Annotated in this window: 16 protein-coding genes and 1 riboswitch; of the genes, 6 read left to right on the top strand and 10 right to left on the bottom strand. The window is 71.7% G+C overall.

The annotated features are described in order from the left end of the window. The 6 genes from AC5P09_RS32530 to AC5P09_RS32505 form a co-directional block, all read right to left on the bottom strand. The coding region (locus tag AC5P09_RS32530; protein WP_493877311.1) for a cobyrinic acid a,c-diamide synthase CobB at positions 1-830 on the bottom strand (830 nt) is incomplete at its 3' end. Next, positions 827-1435 (bottom strand): cob(I)yrinic acid a,c-diamide adenosyltransferase, encoded by a 609-nt coding sequence (gene cobO / locus AC5P09_RS32525; RefSeq protein ID WP_493877310.1) that lies wholly within the window; start codon positions 1433-1435, stop codon positions 827-829. The genes cobO and AC5P09_RS32530, both read right to left, overlap by 4 nt. Continuing rightward, positions 1435-3441, bottom strand: coding sequence for a putative cobaltochelatase (locus AC5P09_RS32520; RefSeq protein WP_493877309.1), 2007 nt, complete (start codon positions 3439-3441; stop codon positions 1435-1437). The genes cobO and AC5P09_RS32520 overlap by 1 nt, the downstream gene beginning before the upstream one ends. After that, positions 3438-7094, bottom strand: coding sequence for a cobaltochelatase subunit CobN (cobN, locus tag AC5P09_RS32515; protein ID WP_493877308.1), 3657 nt, complete (start codon positions 7092-7094; stop codon positions 3438-3440). The genes AC5P09_RS32520 and cobN overlap by 4 nt, the downstream gene beginning before the upstream one ends. Continuing rightward, positions 7091-8602, bottom strand: coding sequence for a cobyric acid synthase (locus AC5P09_RS32510; RefSeq protein WP_493877307.1), 1512 nt, complete (start codon positions 8600-8602; stop codon positions 7091-7093). Before AC5P09_RS32510 ends, cobN begins: the two co-directional genes overlap by 4 nt. Next, a complete protein-coding gene (locus AC5P09_RS32505; protein ID WP_493877306.1) occupies positions 8599-9540 on the bottom strand; it encodes a cobalamin biosynthesis protein in 942 nt (313 codons plus the stop codon). Before AC5P09_RS32505 ends, AC5P09_RS32510 begins: the two co-directional genes overlap by 4 nt. A 101-nt stretch (positions 9541-9641) precedes the next feature. Next, positions 9642-9781: riboswitch (cobalamin riboswitch) on the bottom strand. Positions 9782-9993: 212 nt separating this feature from the next. Between AC5P09_RS32505 and AC5P09_RS32500 the strand changes: the two genes are divergently transcribed. Next, complete coding sequence (locus tag AC5P09_RS32500) at positions 9994-14439, top strand: nSTAND1 domain-containing NTPase (RefSeq protein ID WP_493877305.1); 4446 nt, start codon at positions 9994-9996, stop codon at positions 14437-14439. 88 nt (positions 14440-14527) lie between these two features. On the opposite strand, the gene AC5P09_RS32495 is transcribed toward AC5P09_RS32500, so the two are convergent. The 3 genes from AC5P09_RS32495 to AC5P09_RS32485 form a co-directional block, all read right to left on the bottom strand. Further along, a complete protein-coding gene (locus AC5P09_RS32495) occupies positions 14528-14749 on the bottom strand; it encodes a hypothetical protein (RefSeq protein ID WP_493877304.1) in 222 nt (73 codons plus the stop codon). 34 nt (positions 14750-14783) lie between these two features. Then, positions 14784-16019: an inorganic phosphate transporter gene (locus AC5P09_RS32490; RefSeq protein ID WP_493877303.1), complete on the bottom strand. Its 1236-nt coding sequence runs from the start codon at positions 16017-16019 to the stop codon at positions 14784-14786. A gap of 153 nt (positions 16020-16172) precedes the next feature. Beyond that, positions 16173-16922: a lysozyme gene (locus AC5P09_RS32485; RefSeq protein WP_493877302.1), complete on the bottom strand. Its 750-nt coding sequence runs from the start codon at positions 16920-16922 to the stop codon at positions 16173-16175. Positions 16923-17118: 196 nt separating this feature from the next. Between AC5P09_RS32485 and AC5P09_RS32480 the strand changes: the two genes are divergently transcribed. The 3 genes from AC5P09_RS32480 (at position 17119) to AC5P09_RS32470 (ending at position 20834) form a co-directional block, all read left to right on the top strand. Next, the gene (locus AC5P09_RS32480) at positions 17119-17850 is read left to right on the top strand and encodes a class II aldolase/adducin family protein (protein WP_493877301.1); all 732 of its coding nucleotides are present in this window, start codon (positions 17119-17121) and stop codon (positions 17848-17850) included. Positions 17851-18068: 218 nt separating this feature from the next. Continuing rightward, a complete protein-coding gene (locus AC5P09_RS32475) occupies positions 18069-19199 on the top strand; it encodes an alpha/beta hydrolase (protein ID WP_493877300.1) in 1131 nt (376 codons plus the stop codon). Between the two features lie 222 nt (positions 19200-19421). Beyond that, a complete protein-coding gene (locus tag AC5P09_RS32470) occupies positions 19422-20834 on the top strand; it encodes a hypothetical protein (protein ID WP_493877299.1) in 1413 nt (470 codons plus the stop codon). A gap of 39 nt (positions 20835-20873) precedes the next feature. On the opposite strand, the gene AC5P09_RS32465 is transcribed toward AC5P09_RS32470, so the two are convergent. Next, positions 20874-21287, bottom strand: a complete 414-nt coding sequence (locus tag AC5P09_RS32465) for a VOC family protein (protein ID WP_493877298.1) — start codon at positions 21285-21287, stop codon at positions 20874-20876. A gap of 308 nt (positions 21288-21595) precedes the next feature. Here AC5P09_RS32465 and AC5P09_RS32460 point away from each other — a divergent pair, with 308 nt between their 5' ends. Beyond that, a complete protein-coding gene (locus tag AC5P09_RS32460; RefSeq protein ID WP_493877297.1) occupies positions 21596-23194 on the top strand; it encodes an ABC-F family ATP-binding cassette domain-containing protein in 1599 nt (532 codons plus the stop codon). 406 nt (positions 23195-23600) lie between these two features. After that, entirely contained in the window at positions 23601-23822 is a 222-nt protein-coding gene (locus AC5P09_RS32455) for a helix-turn-helix domain-containing protein (protein WP_004002281.1), read from the top strand. Positions 23823-23911: the final 89 nt, after the last annotated feature.

The following is a 23911-nucleotide window of genomic DNA, read 5'->3' as shown; positions in this document are numbered from 1 at the left end:
GTTTGAGGACGAGGCCCTTCGGGCCGAAAGCGGGGGTCTGGGGGCGCAGCCCCCAGGGACGGGACGGGAAGGGGCGGAGGGGGCGAAGAAGCCAGGACCTCACCCGCATCCCAAGCCGCACCCGCCACCACACCCGCACTCCGCGCCAGCCCGACCAACGCCTCCAGATCACACCCGGCGTCAACCTGAGCGGCCATCGCCGCAACAGCCTCCACGGCCTGAGCACGCCGCTCGGCAACCGGCACCAACCCCAAATGCCGCGACGGCGTCGACACCTGACCCACCCGCCGCAACACGCCCAGCACCGGCACCCCCGCCGACTCCAACGCCTCCCGCAACAACGCCTCGTGCCGATCCGACCCGACCTTGTTGAGAATCACGCCCCCGACCCGAACCTCCGGATCCCACGACGCGAACCCGTGCACCAACGCCGCCACCGACCGGGACTGCGACGAGGCGTCGACGACCAGGACCACCGGCGCCCGCAGCAACTTCGCCACATGAGCGGTGGACGCGAGCTCACCCTCCCCGGCGGCCCCGTCGTACAGCCCCATCACACCCTCGACGACGGCGATGTCACACCCGCGCGCCCCATGCAGGAACAACGGCCCGACCAACTCCGGCCCGCACAGATACGCGTCGAGATTCCGCCCCACCCGCCCGGTGGCGAGCGCGTGATACCCGGGGTCGATGTAGTCCGGCCCGACCTTGTGCGGGGACACGGCAAGCCCCCGCGCGGCGAACGCGGCCATCAGCCCCGTGGCGACGGTGGTCTTGCCGCTGCCCGAGGAGGGCGCGGCGATGACCAGCCGGGGGACGGAGGAAGTCACCACTCGATGCCCCTCTGCCCCTTCTGCCCGGCGTCCATCGGGTGCTTGATCTTGGACATGTCGGTCACCAGGTCGGCGAACTCGACGAGCTTCTCGGGAGCGTTGCGCCCGGTGATCACGACATGCTGGGTGCCGGGCCGGTCCCGCAGCACGGAGACGACCTCATCGACATCAATCCACCCCCAGTGCATGGGGTAGGCGAACTCATCGAGCACGTACAGCTTGTAGGTCTCGGCCGCCAGATCCCGCTTGACCTGCTCCCAGCCCTCCCGGGCCTTCTCCTCGTTGGTCGAGTTGTCACCCTGGATGTCCCGCTGAACCCAGGACCACCCCTCGCCCATCTTGTGCCAGTCGACGGACCCGCCTTCACCGCTGGCGCCCAGCACCCGCAGCGCGTTCTCCTCGCCGACCTTCCACTTCGCCGACTTGACGAACTGGAACACCCCGATGGGCCACCCCTGGTTCCAGGCCCGCAGAGCGAGCCCGAACGCGGCCGTGGACTTGCCCTTCCCGATCCCTGTGTGCACGACGACAAGAGGCCGATTACGACGCTGACGGGTCGTCAGACCGTCCTCCGGCACGACACTCGGCTGTCCCTGCGGCATTACGCGGCCCTCCTCGAAGTCCCCTGAACGTCCCTGACCAGCCCGGCGATCGAGTCCGCCCGCAGCTCGTCGAGCGTCACCGCCGTACCGCCCAGCTCACCCGCGAGCTGCCCGGCAAGACCCAGCCGTACGGGCCCCGACTCGCAGTCCACGACCACGGAGGCGACCCCGTCGGCCGCGAACAGCCGGGCCGCCCGCCCGGCGAGGGCGACCGGCTCCGGCCCACCCGTGGCCCGCCCGTCCGTCACGACGACGACCAGCGCCCGCCGCGCCGGATCCCGCAGCCGCTCCACACGCAGCACCTCGTGCGCCCGCAGCAGGCCCGCCGCGAGCGGCGTCCGCCCACCGGTGGGCAGCGACTCCAGCCGCACCGCCGCCGCGTCCACGGACGAGGTCGGGGGCAGCGCGACCTCGGCGGCCGACCCCCGGAAGGTCACCAGCCCCACCTTGTCCCGCCGCTGATAGGCATCGAGGAGCAGCGACAGCACGGCACCCTTCACCGCACTCATCCGCTGCCGGGCGGCCATGGACCCGGACGCGTCGACCACGAAGAGCACGAGATTCCCCTCGCGCCCCTCCCGCGTCGCCTGCCGCAGATCGTCACGGCGTACGACGAGACCGCGCCCCGACCGCCCCCGCGCCCGCTGATGCGGAGCGGCCGCCTGCACGGTCGCCGCCAGGTGCAGCTTGGTCAGCGACCCGCGAGGCCGCCGGGCACCCGTCGTCCGCCCGTGCTCCGTCCGCGCCCGCGAACGCCGCCCCGCGGCACCCTCACCGAGACCGGGCACGCTCAGCACCTTGGTACGGAAGGGCTCCGAGGCCCGCGCCGGCTGCTGCTCGCCCGAGCCGCCACCGGAAGCCTGCGGCTCGCCGCCGTCCTCCCCGGCCTCGGGCCGCGCACCGGAGTCGTCTCCCTGGGGACCGTCCTCCGACGGCGGCTGTCCGCCATCCCCACCGGGCCCGTCCGGATCCGGATCGGGGTCCTCCTCGGACCCGCCCCCGAACTCCTCAAGGGTCTCGTCGAGCTTGTCCTCGTCAAGTCCCGGGGCGTCAAAGGGATTACGGCGCCTGCGGTGCGGCAGCGCGAGCAGCGCGGCCTGCCGGACGTCCTCCGCCAGCACCTCGGTCCGCCCGGCCCACGCCGCCAGCGCGGTCGCCGTCCGCGCCATCACGATGTCGGCCCGCATACCGTCCACCTCGAAGGCGGCACAGGTCGCCGCGATCTGCCGCAGCGCCCCGTCGCCCAGCAGCACCGACGGCAGCAGCTTGCGCGCCGCCACGATCCGCGCCCGTACGGCGCTCTCCTCGTCCGCCCACCGGGCAGCGAAGCCGGCGGGATCGTCGTCGTACGCGAGCCTCCGCCGTACGACCTCCACCCGCTGGTCGGGCTCCCGCGAGGCCGCGACCTCGACGGTCAGCCCGAACCGGTCCAGCAACTGCGGCCGCAGCTCGCCCTCTTCGGGGTTCATGGTCCCGACCAGCAGGAACTTCGACGCGTGCCGTACGGAGACACCCTCGCGTTCGACGTACGAGGCGCCCATCGCCGCCGCGTCGAGGAGCAGGTCGACGAGGTGGTCGTGGAGCAGGTTGACCTCGTCGACGTAGAGGATCCCGCGGTGCGCGTCGGCGAGCAGCCCGGGCTCGAAGGCCTTCACGCCCTCCGAGAGCGCCCGCTCGATGTCCAGCGCGCCCACCAGCCGGTCCTCGGAGGCGCCGACCGGCAACTCGACCATCCGCGCGGGCCGTCCGACCCCCGCCCCCGGATCGTGCGGGCCGTCCGGACACTGTGCGTCCGGCTTGACGGGGTCGCACGAGAAACGGCAGCCGGAGACGACGGACACCTCCGGCAGCAGCGCCGAGAGAGCCCGCACCGCCGTCGACTTGGCCGTGCCCTTCTCGCCGCGCACCAGCACACCGCCGACCGCCGGGGACACGGCGTTCAGCAGCAGCGCGAGGCGCAGGTCGTCCTGGCCGACGAGGGCCGTGAACGGGAACGGGGTACTCACTTGTCGTCACCCTCCAAGTCGCCTTCGAGCTCCAGGTAGGTGGCCCGCAGCCGCTCGATCGTCTCGGCGTCCGGCTCGGCCCACAGCCCGCGGTCGGCGGCCTCCAGGAGCCGTTCCGTGATGCCGCGCAGTGCCCAGGGGTTGGACTTCTTCATGAAGTCCCGGTTCTCCTGGTCGAAGACGTACTCCGCGCTGAGCTTCTCGTACATCCAGTCGTCCACGACCCCGGCCGTGGCGTCGTACCCGAAGAGGTAGTCGACGGTCGCCGCCATCTCGAAGGCGCCCTTGTAGCCGTGCCGGCGCATGGCCGCCATCCAGCGCGGGTTGACCACCCGGGCACGGAACACGCGGTGCGTCTCCTCGCCCAGCGTGCGTGTCTTCACCTGGTCCGGTGTGGCCGAGTCACCGACGTACGCCTCCGGGGAGGCGCCCGTCAGGTGCCGGACCATGGCGACCATGCCGCCGTGGTACTGGAAGTAGTCGTCGGCGTCGACGAGGTCGTGCTCGCGGGTGTCGACGTTCTTCGCCGCCACCGCGATCCGCTTGAACGCAGTCTCCATGTCCCCGCGCGCCGCCCGCCCGCCGAGCCCCCGCCCGTAGGCGTAGCCGCCCCACACCGCGTAGACCTCGGCCAGGTCGGCGTCCGAGCGCCAGTTGCGCGCGTCGATGAGCGGCAGCAACCCCGCCCCGTACGCGCCCGGCTTGGAGCCGAAGATACGGGCCGTGGCGCGCCGCCGGTCGCCGTGCTCGGCGGTGTCCTCGTCGGCGTGCGCCTTGACGAAGTTCCCCTCGGCCGGCTCGTCCAGCTCGGCCACCGCGCGCACGGCGTCGTCGATCAGCCCGACGACGTGCGGGAACGCGTCCCGGAAGAACCCGGAGATCCGGACCGTGACGTCGATGCGAGGCCGCCCCAGCTCGCTCAGCGGCACGACCTCGAACCCGGTCACCCGGCGCGAGGCGTCGTCCCACACCGGCCGGCATCCCAGCAGCGCCAGGATCTCGGCGATGTCGTCGCCCTGGGTGCGCATCGCGGACGTACCCCACACCGTCAGGCCGACGGACTTCGGGTACGCGCCGGTGTCCTGGAGGTACCGCTGCACGAGCGAGTCCGCGAGAGCCTGCCCGACCTCCCAACTCAGCCTGGACGGAATGGCCTTGGGGTCGACGGAGTAGAAGTTGCGGCCGGTCGGCAGGACGTTGACCAGGCCGCGCGTCGGCGAACCGGACGGACCCGCCGGGACGTAACCGCCGTCCAGCGCCTTGAGGATGTGCCCGATCTCGTCGGTTGTCTTCGCCAGCCGCGGCACGACCTCGTTGCAGGCGAACTCCAACACGGCGACGGCGTCGGGCAGTTCGGTGCCGATGACCTCCCGTACGAGAGGTGCGCTCTCGGCCACGGCCCACCCGCGTGCCTCCATGCCCTCGGCGAACCGTCGGCACAGCTGCTCCAGCAGATCGATGGCGTCGGCGGCCGAGCGGGACGGGCCCTCGACGAGATCCGTCAGCTCCACCGGGACCTTGACCGGCGCCCCGGGCTCGGCCAGCAACTCCTTCTCGGTGAGCCCGAAATGAGTCGCGAGGCAGGCCCGCAGCCCCGGCAGCGCGTTCGCCTGCCCGCCCCACACCTGCGAGGCACGCAGCACGGCGAGCACCAGGTTCACCCGCGGCTCGCCGACCGGGCCGCCGCCGAGGATGTGCAGCCCGTCCCGGATCTGCACGTCCTTGATCTCGCACAGATAGCCGTCGATGTGCATGACGAACTCGTCGAACGCGTCGTCGTCCGGCTGGTCGTCGACGTGCAGGTCGTGATGCAGCTCGGCCGCCTTGACCAGCGTCCAGATCTGCGCGCGCACGGCCGGCGCCTTCGTCGGGTCCAGGTCGGAGACGAGCGCGTACTCGTCGAGCAGCTGCTCCAGTTTGGCCAGGTCGCCGTACGTGTCGGCGCGCGCCATGGGCGGTACGAGGTGGTCGACGACGGTGGCGTGCCCGCGGCGCTTGGCCTGGGTGCCCTCGCCGGGGTCGTTGACGATGAACGGGTAGATGAGCGGCAGCTCGCCGAGGACGGCGTCCGGCGCGCAGCCCCCGCTGAGCCCGAGGCCCTTGCCCGGCAGCCACTCCATCGTGCCGTGCTTGCCCATGTGCACGATCGCGTCCGCGCCGAACGAGTTCTCCAGCCACCGGTACGCCGCCATGTAGTGGTGCGAGGGCGGCATGTCCGGGTCGTGGTAGATCGCGATCGGGTTCTCGCCGAAGCCGCGCGGCGGCTGGATCATCACGACGACGTTCCCGAACTGGAGCGAGGCGAGCACGATGTCGTCCCCGTCGACGTACAGGCTGCCCGGCGGCTCGCCCCACGCCTCCAGCATCCCGTCCCGCAGCTTGGGGTCGAGCGTGTCGAACCACGCCCGGTAGTCGGCCAGCGGCACCCGCGCGGGCGCGGCGGCGAGCTGCTCCTCGGTGAGCCATTCGACGTCGTGGCCACCGGCGTTGATCAGCCGGTGGATCAACTCGTCGCCGTTGTCGGGGTGTCCCTCCACTGCGTACCCGGCGTCCCGGAGCGCGTCCAGGACGCGGATCGCCGAAGCGGGCGTGTCCAGCCCCACGGCGTTGCCGACCCGCGAGTGCTTGGTCGGATAGGCGGTGAAGACGAGCGCGAGCTTCTTGTCCCGGTTCGGCTTGTGCTTCAACACGGCGTGGCGTACGGCGATTCCGGCGACCCGCGCGGCCCGCTCGGGGTCGGCGACGTACACGGGAACGTCGTCCGGGCCCTGCTCCTTGAAGGAGAAGGGGACCGTGATCAGGCGCCCGTCGAACTCGGGGATCGCCACCTGCATCGCCGCGTCCATGGGGGAGAGGGCGGCGTCGGACGCCTCCCAGGCGCTCTTCGAGGAGGTCAGGCAAAGACCCTGCAGCACGGGGATGTCGAGGTCGGCGAGCGCCCCGATGTCCCAGGCCTCCTCGTCGCCGCCGGCCGACGCCTGCGAGGCGTGCGTACCGCCCGCGGCGAGGACGGTGGCGACGAGGGCATCGGCCTTCCCGAGGAGCTCGTACAGCCCGGAGTCGGCACCGCGCAGCGAACCGCAGTAGACGGGGAGGGCGTTGGCGCCCTTCGCCTCGATCGCGTCGCACAGCGTGTCCACGAAGGCTGTGTTGCCGCTGAGCTGGTGGGCGCGGTAGAAGAGCACGCCGATGCTGGGGCGGCCCTCGACGAAGGCGCGCTCCCCATGGACGCCGTACTCCGGCATCTTCTGCGGCTCGACGAACCCCTCACCCGTCAGCAGCACGGTGTCCGAGAGGAACCGCGCGAGCTCGGTGAGGTTGGCGGGCCCGCCCTCGACGAGATACCGCAGCGCCTCGGCCACCACACCGGCAGGCACCGACGACTCGGCCATGAGCTCCGCGTCGGGCACGGTCTCTCCGCCGAGCAGGACGGTGGGGATCCCCGAGGCCTTGAGAGCCGCGAGCCCGTCCTCCCAGGCCCGCTTGCCGCCGAGCAGCCGTACGACGGCGATGTCCGAGCCCTCGACGAGCCCCGGCAGTTCCTCCGCGACGTCCACCCGGGTCGGATTGCCGATCCGGTACGAGGCATCGGAAGCGGCCCGGGCCGCCAGCAGATCCGTGTCGGCGGTCGACAACAACAACACTGTGCTCATGCGGGCGCTCCCGGTGGAATGAATGGCAGTCCTTGCGGCGCGCCGGACTCGATGAGCCGCCACAGCGCGTCCGTGTCCGCGTGCTGTTCGATCAGGTCGCCGAGCCGGTCGAGCTGCTCCTCGCGCAGCGCGGCGAACGAGGTGTCGGCGGCCGGCACGAAACGGCGGCCCGCGGCGGCCGCCACCTCGCGCAGGAAGGCCCGCCGGAACCCGTCCGACTCCAGCGAGCCGTGCCAGTGGGTGCCCCAGGTGTCCCCGACCCGGCAGCCGTCGAGGAACGGGTCACCGCCCTCGATCTCGGCGATCCCGTGATGAATCTCGTACCCCTCGACCTGCTCGCCGAGGGCCTCGCCGACGGGCCGGGTGAGGGTCTTCTCGCGGGCGAACCGCACCCGGACGGGAAGGATCCCCAGCCCTTCGACGTGCCCGCGCCGGCTCTCGACCTCGTCCTCGATGTGCTCGCCGAGGATCTGGAAGCCACCGCAGATGCCGAGGATCGGCCGCCCTTGAGTGGCCCTCCTCATGATCGCCTCGGCCAGTCCCCGCTCCCGCAGCCACTCCAGGGCCCGGACGGTCCCCCGGGTCCCCGGAATGACGATGAGATCGGCGTCGGCCAACTCCTCCGGCCGGTCCACGAACCGCACGACGACACCCGGCTCGGCGGCCAGCGCGTCCACGTCCGTGAAGTTGGACATGAGCGGGATCGCACAGACGGCGACCCGCAGCACGTCCTCCCCGACGGGCGGGGCGACGACCGACTCCCTGACCGTCCCCCGCAGCGAGACCCGCAGCCCGTCCTCCTCGTCGATCCCGAGCCCGTGCCGGAACGGCAGGACGCCGTACGTGCGCCGCCCGGTGAGCGAGTGCAGCATGTCGAGCCCGGGCTCCAGCAGGGACACGTCCCCCCGGAACTTGTTGACGAGGAACCCGGCGACGAGCGCCTGATCCTCGGGCGACAGCAGCGCGACGGTCCCGAAGAAGGAGGCGAAGACACCCCCACGATCGATGTCACCGACGACGAGCACGGGCAGCCCGGCATTCCGGGCGATCCCCATGTTGACGATGTCGGTCCGCCGAAGATTGATCTCGGCGGGGCTGCCGGCCCCCTCGCAGATCACCGCGTCATACGTGCCCCGCAACTCGGCGAGACAGTCGAGAACGGTCCCCAGAAGCTGCTGCTGCCGCCCCCCGTGATACCCCCGCGCACTGAGCTCACCGACCGGCTTCCCGAGCAGCACGACCTGACTGCTCTGCTCACCGCCCGGCTTCAGCAGCACGGGATTCATGAGCGCGGTCGGCTCGACCCGACAGGCCTGGGCCTGCATGGCCTGAGCCCGCCCGATCTCGGCGCCCTCGCGCGTCACGAACGAATTGAGGGACATGTTCTGCGCCTTGAAGGGCGCCACCTTGACCCCTTGCCGCACCAGCCACCGACAGATCCCGGCGGTGACGACACTCTTGCCCGCGTCGGAGGTGGTACCGGCGACCAGGAGACCCCCACCGGTCATGACGTACGCCCCTTTGCAACGAGCCGTGCGGCGACACTGACGCCGAGCGCGAGCAGGCCGACGCGCTGCGAGAGTCGTACGGCCCGTTCGACGTCGGGTGTGGCGACCGCGCGCCCCTGTGTGTTGAGTACGGGCCGGTGCTCGACCCGCCCCCCGTACGACAACGTCCCGCCCAGCCGCACTCCCAGCGCCCCCGCGAACGACGCCTCCACGGGCCCGGCGTTGGGACTCGGATGCTTCGCGGCATCGGCCCGCCAGGCGCGCACGGCGCCCCGCGGATCCGGCCCGGCCACCGCGGCCAGTACGGCGGTCAGCCGCGCCCCCGGCCACCCCGCGAGATCGTCGAGCCGGGCGGAAGCCCACCCGTACCGCCGATACCTGGGCGACTTGTGCCCCACCATGGCGTCGAGGGTGTTGACGGCCCGGAACCCGAGCAGCCCGGGCACCCCGGCCACGGCCCCCCACACCAGCGCCCCCACCACCGCGTCGGACGTGTTCTCGGCAACGGACTCGACCACGGCCCGGGCGATCCCGTCGGCGTCGAGGGCCTGCGGATCCCGCCCGCACAGATGCGGCAGCCGAGCCCGCGCGGCGTCGACGTCCCCGGCCTCCAGCGCCCGCCCGATGACCCGAGCCTCCCGCGCCAGCGAAGTCCCCCCGACGACGGCCCAGGTGGCCACGCCGGTCAGCGCGACGGAAGCGGCAGGGGACGGACGCACGACTCGCGACGCCACCGCGCCCAGCGCGACGGCGCCACCGGCACACACCACAGCGTGCAGCGCACCCCACCCCCGGTGGTCCCGCCACAACACCCGTTCCACGGCACCCGCGGCCCGCCCGAACACCGCGACCGGATGCCCACGGCGCGGATCGCCGAGCAGGAGGTCGCCGAGAAGGCCGGCGGCGGCGCCGTACGCGAAAACGCGATCGGCACGCATGGACTCAGCCGACCGCTGTCACAGACAGGACGCTGGTGTTGAACCTCAAACGGCAGCCGCGCATGGCGATATGTCCTCACTCAGGGTGTCCACGCCCTGGTTCGACGAGATCGGCGGTGAGAGTTCCTGGCTCCCGGGGCTTCCTACCCCGGTGACAGTGGCGGGACCGCGCCGGACTCACACCGGCTTCCTCTCCTACCGCCGTACATGGCTCCGGCAGTCCACCACGGGGTTGGAAGGGCCGTCAACTTGCTGTTGACCTGCGGGAGCGGAGTGTGCAGAACCCCACACGGGTCACACCGGCTAGCACTCCGCCGGGGCCCCGCGGACCGACTCCGCGCGAATTTCCCTGTGATGAGTGGCGTTCCGTGAAGCCGGTTGCGGCGGGAGGCCGCGGCACCTCCAATACCTCGTACGAAGTGCTACCAGATATAAGGAAATTCATGAACATTTATGAGTATTGACGAAGTGGGTGCATGGGGAGAACCGGCGCGTTTCCTGGAAGATCTCGGCACGACGGTGTTACGGGTGTGCGGCGGCGACGGGCGGCCCGTCGGGACCGGGTTCCTGCTGGCGCCCGGCACGGTGGCCACCTGCGCCCACGTCGTCGCCGACGCGTTGGGAACCGACGCGAGGTCGTCGACGGCGCCTGCCTCACCGGTGACCGTGGAGTTCGCCCTGCTGCCGGGGGCGGTGAGGTACGAGGCGTCGGTGTCGGCCTGGCGGCCGGTGGCCGACGACGGCACCGGTGACATCGCACTGCTCCGGCTGCCGGAAGGCGCGCCCGCCGGCGCGGTCCCCCTCGCGGACGCCGGCGACGTCTGGCACCACCGTTTCCGCCTCCTCGGCTTCCCCGCCAGCGCCGAACACGGCGCTTGGATCGGTGGACGGCTGCTCGGTGCGGTAGGCCAGGGCTGGATCTCGATGGAGACGGACGGCCCGGCCCACCGCATCGGCCCCGGATGCAGCGGAGCCCCGGTCTGGGACGAGGACCTGGGTGCGGTCGTCGGCATGACGGTCGCGACCGACCGCGGTGCCTCGGCCGTGACGTCTTATCTGATCCCGGCCGCCGCCATCCTGGAGCTCCAACCCGGGGCGCGTCGCTGCCCCTACAGAGGACTCGATGCCTTCCGCGAGGAGGACGCCGAGTACTTCTTCGGCCGCGAGGAGGAGACCCGCCGGCTCCTCGACGCGGTCGAGCGGCACCTGGTGGTGCCGGTCGTCGGCCCGTCCGGCAGCGGGAAGACCTCCCTGGTACGGGCGGGGGTCCTGCCCCGCCTGAGGGCCGAGGGGTTCACCGTCTCCGAGATCCGCCCCCTGCCGGGTGCCCGGGCGTCGCTGACGGTGGCTCGGGCGGTGGTGGGGGTGCTGGAGACGGGGGCAGCCGCATCCGCGGGGCCGGGCGGAGAGGCTTGCGCGGGGCCGGGCGGGGACGCATCTGCTGCGCCTGGTTCTGCTTCTGGGCCTTGGGCGGTACCGGGCCCTCGTCCCGAGCAGGGCTTGGCGTCTGCGTCCGTTTCGGGGCCACCGCCCGGTCCTGGCTCCGCGTCGGCGGACCCCGCGCCCGCAGCGTCCGCCGCGCCCGGCACCGCTCTGGCCGTCGTCGAGCACGAGCGCGCCGCGCTCGTCCTGGCCGATCTGCTGGACTCCGCCGACGGCATGACCCCCGCCGAACTCGGACGACGTCTGCTCGACCACTGCGGCCCGCGCGGCCACGTCTTCTTCCTCAACCAACTGGAGGAGACCGTCGCCGCCGAACCGGCCACCGCCCGCGCCCTGCTGGCCCTGATGGTCGGTATGGTCTCGGTTCCTGCCGAAGGACGGCGGCTGCGCGTCCTGGCCACCCTGCGCTCGTCCTGCCTGGACGACCTCGCCGACCCCGCCACCGCCCGCGTCCTGAGCGACTGTGCCCAAGTGGTGGCGCCCCTGGGCCGATCGAGCCTGCTGCATGCCGTCGAGGGCCCCGCGGCCCGCGTCCCCGGCCTCACCCTCGACACCGGGCTGGCCGAACGCATCGTCGACGACGCCGAGGACGAACCGGGCCATCTGCCTCTGGTGGAGTTCGCCCTCACGGAACTCTGGGCGCACGAGAAGGGCATCCGTCTCACCCACTCCGGCTACGAGGCCCTGGGCGGGGTCGCCGGCGCCCTGTCCGCCCACGCGGAGGAGCGGGTCGGTGAGGTCTTCGCCGCGCACGGCGAGGCCCCGGTCCGCCGCCTGTTCACCCAACTCGCCCGCCCCGACGACGCGGGCGGCTTCACCCGCAAGCCGGTACGCCTCGCGCCTTTGCCGCCCGAACTCCGGGCAGCCGCCGAGGCCCTGGCGACCCGAACCCGGTTCATCCGCATCACCCACGGCCCCGACGACGACCCCATCGTCGACCTCGCCCACGAGGAACTGGTCCGTGCCTGGGGCCTCCTGAGGAAGTGGCTGGACGATTCCCGCGACTTCCGGGCCTGGCAGGAACGGCTGTTGCAGGCGCTGGCGCACTGGAAGGAAACGGGAGGCGAGCCGGGCGCCCTGCTGCGCGGGACGATGCTGGCCACGTCACTGGAGCGACTGGAAGATCCCGACGGCCGCGCGGACATCACACCGGCGGAGCGCGAGTATGTGCAGCTCAGCCGCCGTCATCAGCAACGGGGCCTGCGGCGGTGGCGGCTGGCGACAGCCGTGGTGGTCGTGCTGGCGCTGGTCGCGGGCTATCTGGCGATGGAGACATGGCGCGGGGGACTGGCCCTGGAGGAACGTGTGCGGACCATCGCGTCCCGGCAGCTGACGGAGGAGGCTGTCCGGCTGGCGGCGACCGATCCGGGCATGGCCGCGCGGCTGTCCGTGGCCGCGTGGCACAACCATCCCGGCAAGGAGGCTCGGCAGGCGCTGCTTCAGGCCTACCTCGGTGGCATGTCGGTGATCTCCGGGCATGCAGGGCAAGGATCCGAGCCCATCCGGAGCATCGACGTCACGCCGGACGGCTCCACGGTCGTGACCGCCTCCGTCAGCCAGGACGGCGTCGCGCACGCCCGGGTGTGGACAGGCCTCGCCGACGGGCGGGCGAGCTGGTGGCAGGTGCCGGATCTGACCGGCAGAGGAGCTCCCGAACGCGCCGAGCTCAGCGATGACGGCGGGTTGCTGGCCATCGTGTCCGCCGACGGGTCGGTCCACTGTTACGACGTGCGCGCCCACCGACACCTGTGGACCAGTCACCAGCCTGTACTGGGGACCGGGCGCATGGGCCACACGGCGGCGCTCGACTTCTCGGACAGCGGTCGGCTGCTGCTGCGCCTCGTCGCTGACCATCTCGCCGGGCGAGGGGCGGCGCGCAGCTCCCACGTCCAGGTCTGGCAGAGCCGCACAGGAAAGCCTCGGAAGGCGTCGCAGCAGGGGCTGCCGAGCGGTCGGGAGGCGAGCGACGCCGCGCTGGTCGCGGAGGGCCGGGACGTGGTCTATCTCAGTCAGTACGAGGGCGGCGGGGAAGCACGGGTGCAGAACCTGGTGAGCGGCGGGCACCAGGACACGGTCGCGGACGCCGAATGGCTCTCCCACCGGGGCGCCGGGGTCGTCGTGGACCGGGGGCACGGGTGGCATGAGCTGATCCGGCTGACGGGCTCCCGCGGCGCCGCAGCACGGCAGTTCCTGGCCGTCGAGCCGGGCGGTCCGGACCTCACCGGTCGCTATGCGCAGGTGAGGAACGGCACCGAGGTGAGCCCGTACGAGGTGGTCGACGTGGAGACCGGCAGCCGGTACCGCGTGCCCGGCTTCGCCTGGCGCGCGACCGGCGAGGAGCAGCCCGTCGGTGTCCTCCCGGGGGAGAAGGCCGGGGCCACCCCGCGCATCCTGGTGGCCTCCGGGTCGGATCTGCTGGTGCTGAGGACGCGGGAGGAGCGCAGCATGCCGCTGCCGGACCCCGAGCCTGGTTTCGAGAGCGGGGAAGGCTCCTCGTACACGAGAAGCCCGGGAGGCGAGTACCGCGCGCACATCCAGAACGCCGGCAGCAACGACACGACGACTGTGGCACTGGTCGTGGCCCGGCGGGGCGAGGAAAGCCGAGCGAAGCCGGTGACGCTCGAGGAATTCAAAGGGGAGACCCAGGGGTTCTTCACCGCGGACGGCGACCACTTGGTCGTCTGGGCCCATGACAAGGTCGCCGTTGTAGATCCGGACAGCCCGCAGGACCTGCGGGTGCGGCCCTTTCCGGGCACCGTCGCGGTCGTTCCCCTCCAGGGCAGCGAGGCGGCCGTCCTGGGGGACCGTGGCCTGGTCCGGTACGACGTCGCGTCGGGCGTGGACACGGTACTGGACGAAGATCCCTGCGGCGAGCTGGGCCAACTGTGCCGTGGGCTCGCCGTCCGTCCCGGACCCCGTGACGAGGTGGCGGTCGGTCACAGCAGCGGCGAACTGGTCCTCTGGAACACCGAGACCGGGCAGGCACGCAGAGAAACCGGCATCACGGTGGCGGACACAGGGGGGTATTCGAGAAGTCTGGCATTCGATCCGCGGGGCCGGACGGTCGCTACCCCGCTGGACGCCAGAACCATCCAGCGATGGGACGTGGAGACCGGCGAGCGCGTGGGACCGGCCGTCGAGACGGACGACCACCTGGCCGCGGTGACGCTGGCCGACGACGGAACTCTCCTCCTGGCCAGCATTGACGGCGGCCTGTCCTTGTGGCGACCTGGGGACCGCGAGCCCTACGTCACGTTCCCTTTCAGTGACGTGCCGGACGGCATCCGCATGGCAGCCGACCATGTCACCTACCGCCACGGCAACTCCGAGCTGACCATCCCCCTGAACCCCGAGGCCTGGCACAAGACCCTGTGCCGTCGCTGGACCCCGTACACCGCGCAGGAGAGGCTCATCCTCGACCACGCCGGAGCGGTGAAGGACTCGCCGTGCCCGTAGCGGCCCGGAAACGCCGACCGGGCGGGGCGGGGAACAACGTCCCCGCCCCGCCCGGTGCGTTGCGAGCCGTACGTCAGACCGCGCCGGCTCAGGCCACGATCAGATAGATCCCGTACCCCACAGCAGCCGCACACGCCGCGAAGCACGCGTACGCCCCGGTGACTGCGAGGGCGGCGGAGCTGCCCTGTGTCGTGGCCCGTTCCTGGCGGGAAAGGCCCATGATGCCGAGGGTGAACAGGGCCACGAGGGCCACGGTGACCACGAGGCTGACGCCGAAGACGGAGCCCAGGGCCGCCCAGTCGATCTTCATGGTGATGCTTCCTTCTCAGCCGGGTGTGCGGGACTCAGACCGTGGTGGCGGTCGACGGGGCGGGCTCGCCCGCCGGGGCCGGGATCGTGGCCGTGAGGTCCTCGGTCACCGTGCCCGCGGGCGGTGGCGTCACGGCGGCGATGGCCGTGGTGACCACGCCGGCCGGCTCCTCGGTGTCGCAGACGTTCGTGTGGTCGACGACCTCGCGGCGGGAGACCTTCCAGATCGCGGCGCTGGAGCCGACGAGGAAGACCGCGACGACGGCCGTGCCCCAGGTGCCGAAGCTGGTCACGTACTCCGCGAGCGCGCCCACCAGGGCGGCGGCGGGGAGCGTGAGACCCCAGGCGACGAACATCCGGGTCGCCGTCGACCAGCGGACGACCCCGCCCTTGCGGCCGAGGCCCGCGCCCATCACCGCGCCGGAGACGGAGTGCGTGGTGGAGAGGGAGAAACCGAGGTGGGAGGAGGCCAGGATGACCGTGGCCGCGCTGGTCTGGGCGGCGAAGCCCTGCTGCGGCTGGAGGTCGGTCAGGCCCTTGCCCATGGTGCGGATGATGCGCCAGCCGCCGAGGTAGGTGCCGAGCGCGATGGCGAGGCCCGCGGAGAGGATGACCCACATGGGCGGGTCGGAGTCGGGGGCGACGGCGCCGCCGGCGACCAGGGCGAGGGTGATGATGCCCATGGTCTTCTGCGCGTCGTTGGTGCCGTGGGCCAGGGAGACCAGGCCGGCGGAGGCGATCTGGCCGGTGCGGTAGCCCTTCGCGGCGGCCTTGCCGTCGGCCTTCTTGCCGAGGGAGTAGGACAGGCGCGTGGCGAACATCGCCGCCAGGCCCGCCACGAGCGGAGCCGCGATCGCCGGGATCAGGACCTTGGTGACCAGGGCGTCACCGTGCACCGCGCCGACTCCCGCCGAGGCGACGGTGGCGCCGATGAGGCCGCCCATGAGGGCGTGCGAGGAGCTGGAGGGGAGCCCGACCAGCCAGGTCAGCAGGTTCCAGAGGATCGCGCCGACCAGGGCCGCGAAGATGACCTCGGGACGGATGCCGGTCTCGTCGACGAGACCTTTGGAGATCGTGTTGGCGACCTCCACGGAGAGGAAGGCGCCTACAAGGTTCAGCACGGCGGACATGGCCACCGCGACCTTGGGCTTGAGCGCACCGGTCGAGATGGTGGTGGCCATCGCGTTGGCGGTGTCGTGGAAACCGTTCGTGAAATCGAACGCGAGTGCGGTTACCACCACAATCGCGAGGATCAGCGAGAAGTTTTCCATTTACCCAGGCAATCGTTCGAGGTCATTGGCCGTACGAACGTAGGCAACCTGAATGAACGGAAGATGAACTGGGGCAGGCCGCACGGTGTCCGGAGTTGACGGTTCTCGCACCGCCGCACCCCGTCCGCTCCGTGCGGCCCAGGCGCCGCACGGTCAACTGCCTCTGGCGAACTTCCTCAGCTGGGTCAGGGACCCGTTGAAGAGATTCTGATCACCTGGCAGGCCGCCGCTGTTGTCGTACTGCCAGATCGTCCAGAACGACCAGCCGGCCGGCAGCGCTCCCGGGTTCGCCGAGTCGTAGCGAGCGACCCAAAGCGCGTGGTTGGAGCCGAAGGCGCGGCTGCTGCCGGTGCACGTGTTCCACCAGTGGGCGGTCGTGTAGATCACCGGACGGCGGCCGGTGAGCCGCTTCACCTCGCCGCTGAACGACTTGATCCAGTTGACCATCTTCGCCTTGGTCAGGCCGTAGCACTTGTGCTTCTTGTCGTACGGGTTGTATTCGATGTCGAGCGCGGGCGGCAGCGTCCAGCCGTCCGCGGTCCAGCTGCCGCCGTTGCGCACGAAGTGTGCCGCCTGTGCCTTGCCGGACGACTTGTTCGGCAGCGCGAAGTGGTACGCACCGCGGATGATGCCCGCGTTGCGTGCGCCGTTGTACTGCTGGCTGAAGTACGGGTTGCGGTAGGTGGTGGACTCGGTCGCCTTGACGTAGACGAACGTGGCGCTCTTCGTCCTGGCCTTCTGCCAGTCGACGTTCTTCTGATGGGACGAGACGTCGTGCCCCTTCGGCAGGCTGGCTGCCGAGGCGGGCGTCTCGGCGAGGGCGATTCCCCCGACGGTGAGTGCCGCCACGGACACCGCTAAGGCGCGGGCGCGGCGGCGAGACGGATTGCGATCACGGGCCATATGTCCCCCCGGAATGGCGACGTGCACGACAAATCCCCCAGAGAGTAGTGGAAGATCATCGGATGCTCGCCGATCTCCGGCCAAGTGATCGAAGAAGCCTGTGCATGCCCATATGTGCCCTTTCGGAGGCGCGGGTTCCGGCCTAAAGTGCCCACGCTCGGCAGCGGATCGGCGCCGTGCCTGGCAGGATCGCCGCATGGCTGAGGAGCAACGTGATCCGGGAGGCGTGCGGGGCGTTCGGGAGGGCGCACAGGATGTGCGGGAGCCGCGGGGGAGGAGTGTGCGCCCCGAGGAGGCGCACGCCTGGGAGGCGCTCGTCGCGACGGCCCGCCGGACGGTGTCCGACGGACTGGTCGTCGGCACCTCCGGCAACGTCTCGGTCCGCGTCGAGGACACCGTCCTGGTCACGCCGTCGGGCGTCCCCTACGACCGGCTCGCGCCGGACGACGTCACCGGCGTCGACCTCGACGGCCGGCGGGTCCTGGGCACCCTCGTCCCCACCAGCGAACTGCCCATGCATCTCGCCGTCTACCGTGCCACCGACGCCGGCGCCGTCGTCCACACCCACGCCGTGCACGCCACGGCCGTCTCGACGCTCGTCCCCGAGCTCCCGGCGATCCACTACATGGCAGCCGCGCTCGGCGGAGCCGTCCGGGTTGCCCCCTATGCCACATACGGCACCGACGAGTTGGCCGAGAACATGCTCCACGCCCTCGCCGACCGCTCCGCCTGCCTCCTCCAGAACCACGGCACCCTCACCTACGGCACCACCCTGGACCAGGCCTACGACCGCACGGCCCAGCTGGAATGGATGTGCCGCCTGTGGCTGACGGCGTCCGCGGTGCCGGGGCTGTCGCCGGCCCTGCTGTCCGAGGCCCAGATGGCGGAGGTGGGGGAGCAGCTGCGGGGGTACGGCCAGCGGGGCTGAGCCGCCGCACGCCGCACGCCGCACGTCGTACGCCGCACGCCGCACGCCGCACGTCGTACGCCTGGTCACCTGGCCCGCCGCGCCGCGCGCCCGGTCGCGCGCCCGCCCCGCCCCGCCACGCCGCACGCCGCCCGCCTCCCCGGCCCGCCCCACCGGAAGGGCCACTCCGAGCCGCTCTCCCACTGGCCGTCGGCGAGGTACGCCACGACACTGGACGGGTGCGCACTGTCACCGCAACGGCCGCCGCCGTCACCGCAGCCCTGGTTGCCGGCGCCGCCGGAATCGCCGCCGGCCGGCTCGCCAGCGACGCCGCGCTCAAGGCGCCCCCGGGCCGCCCGCTGCCGACCGAACCCCGGCTCACCGTGCACGCGACAGCGGCCGGCCGTATCGCCCTCACCCGCGACCTGGCCGCCCTGCGCCCTGGCACGTACGGCCTCGGCGGCAACGGCTCGCACGCGGTCGTCGGCCCCGTCCTCGGCATGGAGTCCCACTCCGCCGACACCGTCGTACGCCGCCTGGAACGCGTCTCGCACGGCACCCTGAAGCCCGGCGACAAGGTCTGGCTCACCCCGAACGTATACGCCGGCGACCCCGGTTCGGCCCTGGACCTGGACCACGCCGACGTCGACGTCCCCGGCGAACTCGGCACGCTGCCCGCCTGGTTCGTGCCCGGCACACGCGGCACCTGGGTGATCGCGGTGCACGGCCTCGGCACCACCCGCGAACACTCCATGAACACGATGGCGTTCCTGCACCGTCACCGCTTCCCGGTGCTCGCCCTCGCCTACCGCGGCGACCCCGGCGCCCCCCGCTCGCCGGACGGGCTCAACCACCTCGGCGAGACCGAGTGGCGCGACCTGGACGCGGCCATCCGCTACGCCGTGAGCCACGGCGCCCGGCAGATCGTCCTGCACGGCTGGTCCACCGGCGCCGCGATGGCGCTGCGCGCCGCCGCGCACTCGGGGCTGCGCAAGCGGATCTCGGGGCTCGTCCTGGACTCCCCGGTGCTCAGCTGGGAGGCGACCCTGCGGGCTCTCGCCTCGGCCCGCCGCACACCCGGCGCCCTCCTCCCGCTCGCGGTACGCGCCGCGCAGGGCCGCACCGGCCTGTACGGCGACCGCCGCGACGCCGCCGCGGCGCCCGAGCGGCGCGACCTGCCGCCGACCCTGATCTTCCACGGCCCGGACGACACGGTGGCCCCCTGGGAACACTCCCGCCGCCTCGCCGCGACCCACTCCGGCCGGGTCGCCCTCCACACGGTCCGCCACGCGCCCCACGCAGCCATGTGGAACGCCGACCCCAAGGCCTACGAAGAGACCATGCGTCGCTTCCTGACGCCCTTGATGTGACACGACGCCCCCCTGCCGCCCCTCTTCGACGGGACACGACGCCTCCGTTCCATCCGTCCGCACCATCCCCGTCCCGCCCGGTCGCACAGGTTCCGTTTAACGCCGTACCAGTGGCCTGATCTCGGCCTCCGGCCGCCCGCGAGGGCCCGGTGTCGGCCCTCCCCGTCGCCCGCCGTGCCATTCCGTTTGGGTTTTCGGACCGTCAACCGGAAGACTGCACCCGTGACGTCCCGTATCCCGCGCGACTCCAGGCTTCGACTCGTCCGCCCGCGACCCCTGGCCGCCGCCCCCACAGCTGTGAACCAGCGGCGCCTGCGCCGCCCCGCACCCCGCCCGCCGGAAGGCACACCGGCCCCCGCGGAGCTGGCCAGAATGGCGCGCTCCGGCCTGGCCCCCGCGGCCCGCGTCGCCCACTGGGCGGACGCCGCGCTGCGCCCCGGCCGGGACGGTGCGAACCCCGACAACAAGGGCACGCTCGCCGACGAGACCGCCGAACGGGCTGCCCTGCACCTGGGCCTGACCGTGACTCAGGTCCGCGCCGACTGGGACACCGCCCGGCTCGCCGGTCTCGTCGAGGTGCACGGCGGCAGCGCCCGCCCCGGCTGGCGGCTGCGTGCCTGGGACCGTGACGACAGCGCGGTGCTGCGCGGCTGGGTCGCCCTCTTCGACGCCTGGTCGCTCGCCTTCCCGGAACCCACCGACCACGAGCCGGCCGCCGTCGCCGAGGTCGTCTCGGCGATGCCCCAGGTGCTCTCCTTCCTCCAGCTGTCCGCCGGCCCTGTCCCCGTGGACCAGCTCCTCGACCTCCTCCAGCAGCGGGTCACCGAACTGCGCACCGAGCGCTGCGAGATCCCCTACGGCCCGCAGCCGGTACCGGCACTGTCGCCCCCGGCCCAGCCGGAGCCCGCCGATGCCCCGATCTCCCCCCTCCTCGACTGGGCGCTGCGCGCCCTCGCCTCCGTCGGTGCCCTCACCTACGGCGACGGGCAGGCCACGCTCACCCCGCTCGGCAGCTGGGCGGTCTGGGTCAAGCTGGAGCAGATCTGCGTCGCCGCGCAGAGCCCCGCCGGGAACATCGAGCAGGCGGCCGAGGACATGCTCCGCGGCTGCGCCCAGCTGCGTCCGAACGCGGCCCGCGCCGAGTACCGCGCCTGGCTCGCCGCCCGCACCGTCGGCAGCGCCGTCACCGAGCTGCTCGGCGCCGCCCGCGGCGAGGACGCCCTGCTGCGCGGCCTCGCCTTCGAGGCGCTGCGCGTCGTCGGCGCCCCCGCCGAGCCCGACGTGCGCTCCGTGGCCGACGAGCCCACGCTGCGGCCGTACGCCCTGCTGTGGCTGGCCGAGCACGACGGCATCGACCCGGAGGACGCCCACGAAGTCCTCACCCGGGAGGAGGCGACCTGGCTGTGGGTGGACACCGCCGCCGCCGTCGCCGACCACGGCGAGGCCCCGATGCTCGTGCGTCACCTGGAGTCCGCGGTGCAGCCGACCGTCCCCATGCTGCTCGACGAGGTGCGTGCCGTCGGTCACCCCCGCACCGTGCAGGTCCTGGTCGCGCTCGCCGCCGCGCATCCCGACCCGGCCCTGGCCAAGGCGGTCCGCCGGGCGGCCTTCCAGGTGCACACCGGGGGAAGCTGACGCGGGACGGTCAGCCCTTCGTCTGCCCCCTGTCTGCCATCACGCCTCTATCTCCGGGGCGTACGTACCGAAACTCCAGATAATGCCCTCGGCGTCCCGGGCCATGTAGTCGCGCGAGCCGTAGTCCTGGTCCGTCGGGGGCATCAGGATCTCCGCGCCGTGGTCCACGGCCCGCCGGTGGTGGGCGTCGACGTCGTCCACCACGACGTACACCCCGCAGGGGCCCGCGCCCTTCATGGCGGTGTCGAACACCCCGCCGCGGCCCTTGGAGCCGATCATCACCCCGCCGTTGCCCTGCACCAGCTCGGCGTGCAGCACCGAGCCGTCCTCGCCCTCGTACACCGACAGCTCCGTGAAGCCCAAGGCCTCCGTGAGCTGCCGGATCGCCGTCTTGGCGTCCGCGTACAGCAGCGTCGGGTAGATGCTGGGCCGCCCGCCGTTCGTTCCCGCCATGCCGATCACTCCTTTGTGATCCCGTGTGATCCCGTGTGATCCCGCTGTCATTTCCGCCGGGAATTTCACCTGGTGTCCAGTCTGGCAGCGACCACTGACAACGCCCGGTGAGCAGCGTCCGCCGCCGAAGTCGCCGTGCCTTCCCCGGCCCCCTCCGGCCCTCTCGGCCGGCTCGAACACCCGAACGCAGAAAAAGTGGTTGCACGGCCCCGTTAGACTGGCCCCATGGCCATTCTCCTCGCGCATTAGACGGCGGGAACGTCCTCAGCCGCCCCTTCCCGTCACCCCATCCGCCCTGGAGTCTGTCCGTGATCTCCGCCTCCGGTATCGAGCTGCGCGCCGGTTCCCGCATCCTCATCGAGTCCGCCACCTTCCGCATCGCCAAGGGCGACCGCATCGGCCTGGTCGGTCGCAACGGCGCCGGCAAGACCACGCTCACCAAGGTCCTCGCCGGCCAGGGCATCCCCGCAGGGGGCACCGTCACCCGCTCCGGCGAGGTCGGCTACCTCCCGCAGGATCCGCGTACCGGCGACCTCGACCAGCTCGCCGGTGACCGCATCCTGTCCGCCCGCGGCCTGGACACCCTGATCCGCAAGATGCGCGAGAACGAGCAGCGCATCGCCAACGGCAGCGGCGCGACGCGCGAGAAGGCGATGCGGCAGTACGAGCGCCAGGAGACCGAGTTCCTCACCAAGGGCGGGTACTCCGCCGAGGCCGAGGCCGCCACCATCGCCGCCGCGCTCAACCTGCCCGACCGCGTGCTCGGCCAGCCCCTCCATACGCTCTCCGGCGGTCAGCGCCGCCGTATCGAGCTGGCCCGCATCCTCTTCTCGGACGCGGACACCCTTCTCCTCGACGAGCCCACGAACCACCTCGACGCCGACTCGATCGTCTGGCTCCGCGACTACCTGAAGACCTACCGCGGCGGCTTCATCGTGATCTCCCACGACGTCGACCTGGTCGAGACGGTCGTCAACAAGGTCTTCTACCTGGACGCCAACCGAGCCCAGATCGACGTCTACAACATGGGCTGGAAGCTCTACCAGCAGCAGCGCGAGGCCGACGAGAAGCGCCGCAAGCGCGAGCGGCAGAACGCCGAGAAGAAGGCCGCCACGCTGCATTCCCAGGCCGACAAGATGCGCGCCAAGGCCACCAAGACCGTCGCCGCGCAGAACATGGCCCGGCGCGCCGACAAGCTGCTGGCCGGCCTGGAGGCCGAGCGGAAGTCCGACAAGGTCGCCAAGCTGCGCTTCCCCGAGCCCTCCCCGTGCGGCAAGACCCCGCTCATGGCGGAGGGCCTGTCGAAGTCGTACGGCTCCCTGGAGATCTTCACCGACGTCGACCTGGCCATCGACAAGGGCTCGCGCGTCGTCATCCTCGGCCTCAACGGCGCCGGAAAGACGACCCTCCTGAAGCTGCTCGGCGGTGTCGAGAAGCCCGACACCGGAAACATCATCGAGGGTCACGGCCTCAAGCTCGGCTACTACGCGCAGGAGCACGAGACCCTCGACCCGGAGCGCACGGTCCTGGAGAACATGCGCTCCGCCGCCCCCGACCTGGACCTGGTGCAGGTCCGCAAGACGCTCGGCTCGTTCCTGTTCTCCGGTGACGACGTCGACAAGCCGGCCGGTGTCCTCTCCGGCGGTGAGAAGACCCGCCTGGCGCTCGCGACCCTGGTCGTCTCGTCCGCGAACGTCCTCCTCCTGGACGAGCCGACGAACAACCTCGACCCGGCCAGCCGCGAGGAGATCCTCGGCGCCCTGCAGACCTACAAGGGCGCCGTCGTCCTCGTCACCCACGACGAGGGCGCCGTCGAGGCGCTCCAGCCGGAGCGGATCATCCTGCTGCCCGACGGCGTCGAGGACCTCTGGGGCGCGGACTACGCGGACCTCGTCGCCCTCGCCTGAGCCCTCGCCCGCGGGCCGGGACGGGTCCGGGACGGGTCCGGGACGGGTCCGGGACGGTCGGGAACGCTTGATCGAAGACGTGATCCACTGCGTCTGGATCATTCGGCCCATCGGTGATCCATCATCTGTGTGAGATCTCCTCGTACCGAGGTGTGTCCTACATCGATTTCACGGCCGAGCCCTTTATCGACAAGGGCTCGGCCGTCGCACGTCCCTGACCTGGCACTTCACGAAAGAACCCGTTCGGCGGTACGAACGCCAGCGCGTGGAATTGCAGATTCCGCTTGTGGGGACACGCTCCTGTCGTCAAAACCATGTCCTACGGACCTTGCCGAATGGGTGGCCATGACGGCCCGGAGGGGTGATCATGAGGAGACCAGAGCGCACTTCCCATGAGGAGGCACGGGTGGCCGAGACTCTGAAGAAGGGCAGCCGGGTAACCGGCGCCGCGCGCGACAAGCTCGCGGCAGACCTGAAGAAGAAGTACGACTCCGGTGCGAGCATTCGAGCGCTGGCCGAGGAAACCGGCCGCTCGTATGGCTTCGTGCACCGGATGCTCAGCGAGTCGGGCGTCACGCTTCGTGGGCGTGGCGGGGCGACGCGGGGCAAGAAGGCCGCCTCGTCCTGAACCCGGCGGATCATCGGCTTCGATGATGACCACCCGGTCGGTCGGCTGATCGGCCGGGTGGTTACTGTGCAGTCACTTAGCATCTAGCG

Source organism: Streptomyces sp. a15 (assembly GCF_059026085.1).
Note: the sequence above shows the minus strand (reverse complement) of the source record. Positions and strands in the feature narration are given on the sequence as shown.

Coding starts and splice junctions, on each gene's coding strand:
- cobO (WP_493877310.1), bottom strand. CDS start 1,435: ATGCCGCAGGGACAGCCGAGTGTCGTGCCGGAGGACGGTCTGACGACC.
- cobN (WP_493877308.1), bottom strand. CDS start 7,094: ATGAGCACAGTGTTGTTGTTGTCGACCGCCGACACGGATCTGCTGGCG.
- AC5P09_RS32510 (WP_493877307.1), bottom strand. CDS start 8,602: ATGACCGGTGGGGGTCTCCTGGTCGCCGGTACCACCTCCGACGCGGGC.
- AC5P09_RS32505 (WP_493877306.1), bottom strand. CDS start 9,540: ATGCGTGCCGATCGCGTTTTCGCGTACGGCGCCGCCGCCGGCCTTCTC.
- AC5P09_RS32500 (WP_493877305.1), top strand. CDS start 9,994: ATGAGTATTGACGAAGTGGGTGCATGGGGAGAACCGGCGCGTTTCCTG.
- AC5P09_RS32495 (WP_493877304.1), bottom strand. CDS start 14,749: ATGAAGATCGACTGGGCGGCCCTGGGCTCCGTCTTCGGCGTCAGCCTC.
- AC5P09_RS32490 (WP_493877303.1), bottom strand. CDS start 16,019: ATGGAAAACTTCTCGCTGATCCTCGCGATTGTGGTGGTAACCGCACTC.
- AC5P09_RS32485 (WP_493877302.1), bottom strand. CDS start 16,922: ATGGCCCGTGATCGCAATCCGTCTCGCCGCCGCGCCCGCGCCTTAGCG.
- AC5P09_RS32480 (WP_493877301.1), top strand. CDS start 17,119: ATGGCTGAGGAGCAACGTGATCCGGGAGGCGTGCGGGGCGTTCGGGAG.
- AC5P09_RS32465 (WP_493877298.1), bottom strand. CDS start 21,287: ATGGCGGGAACGAACGGCGGGCGGCCCAGCATCTACCCGACGCTGCTG.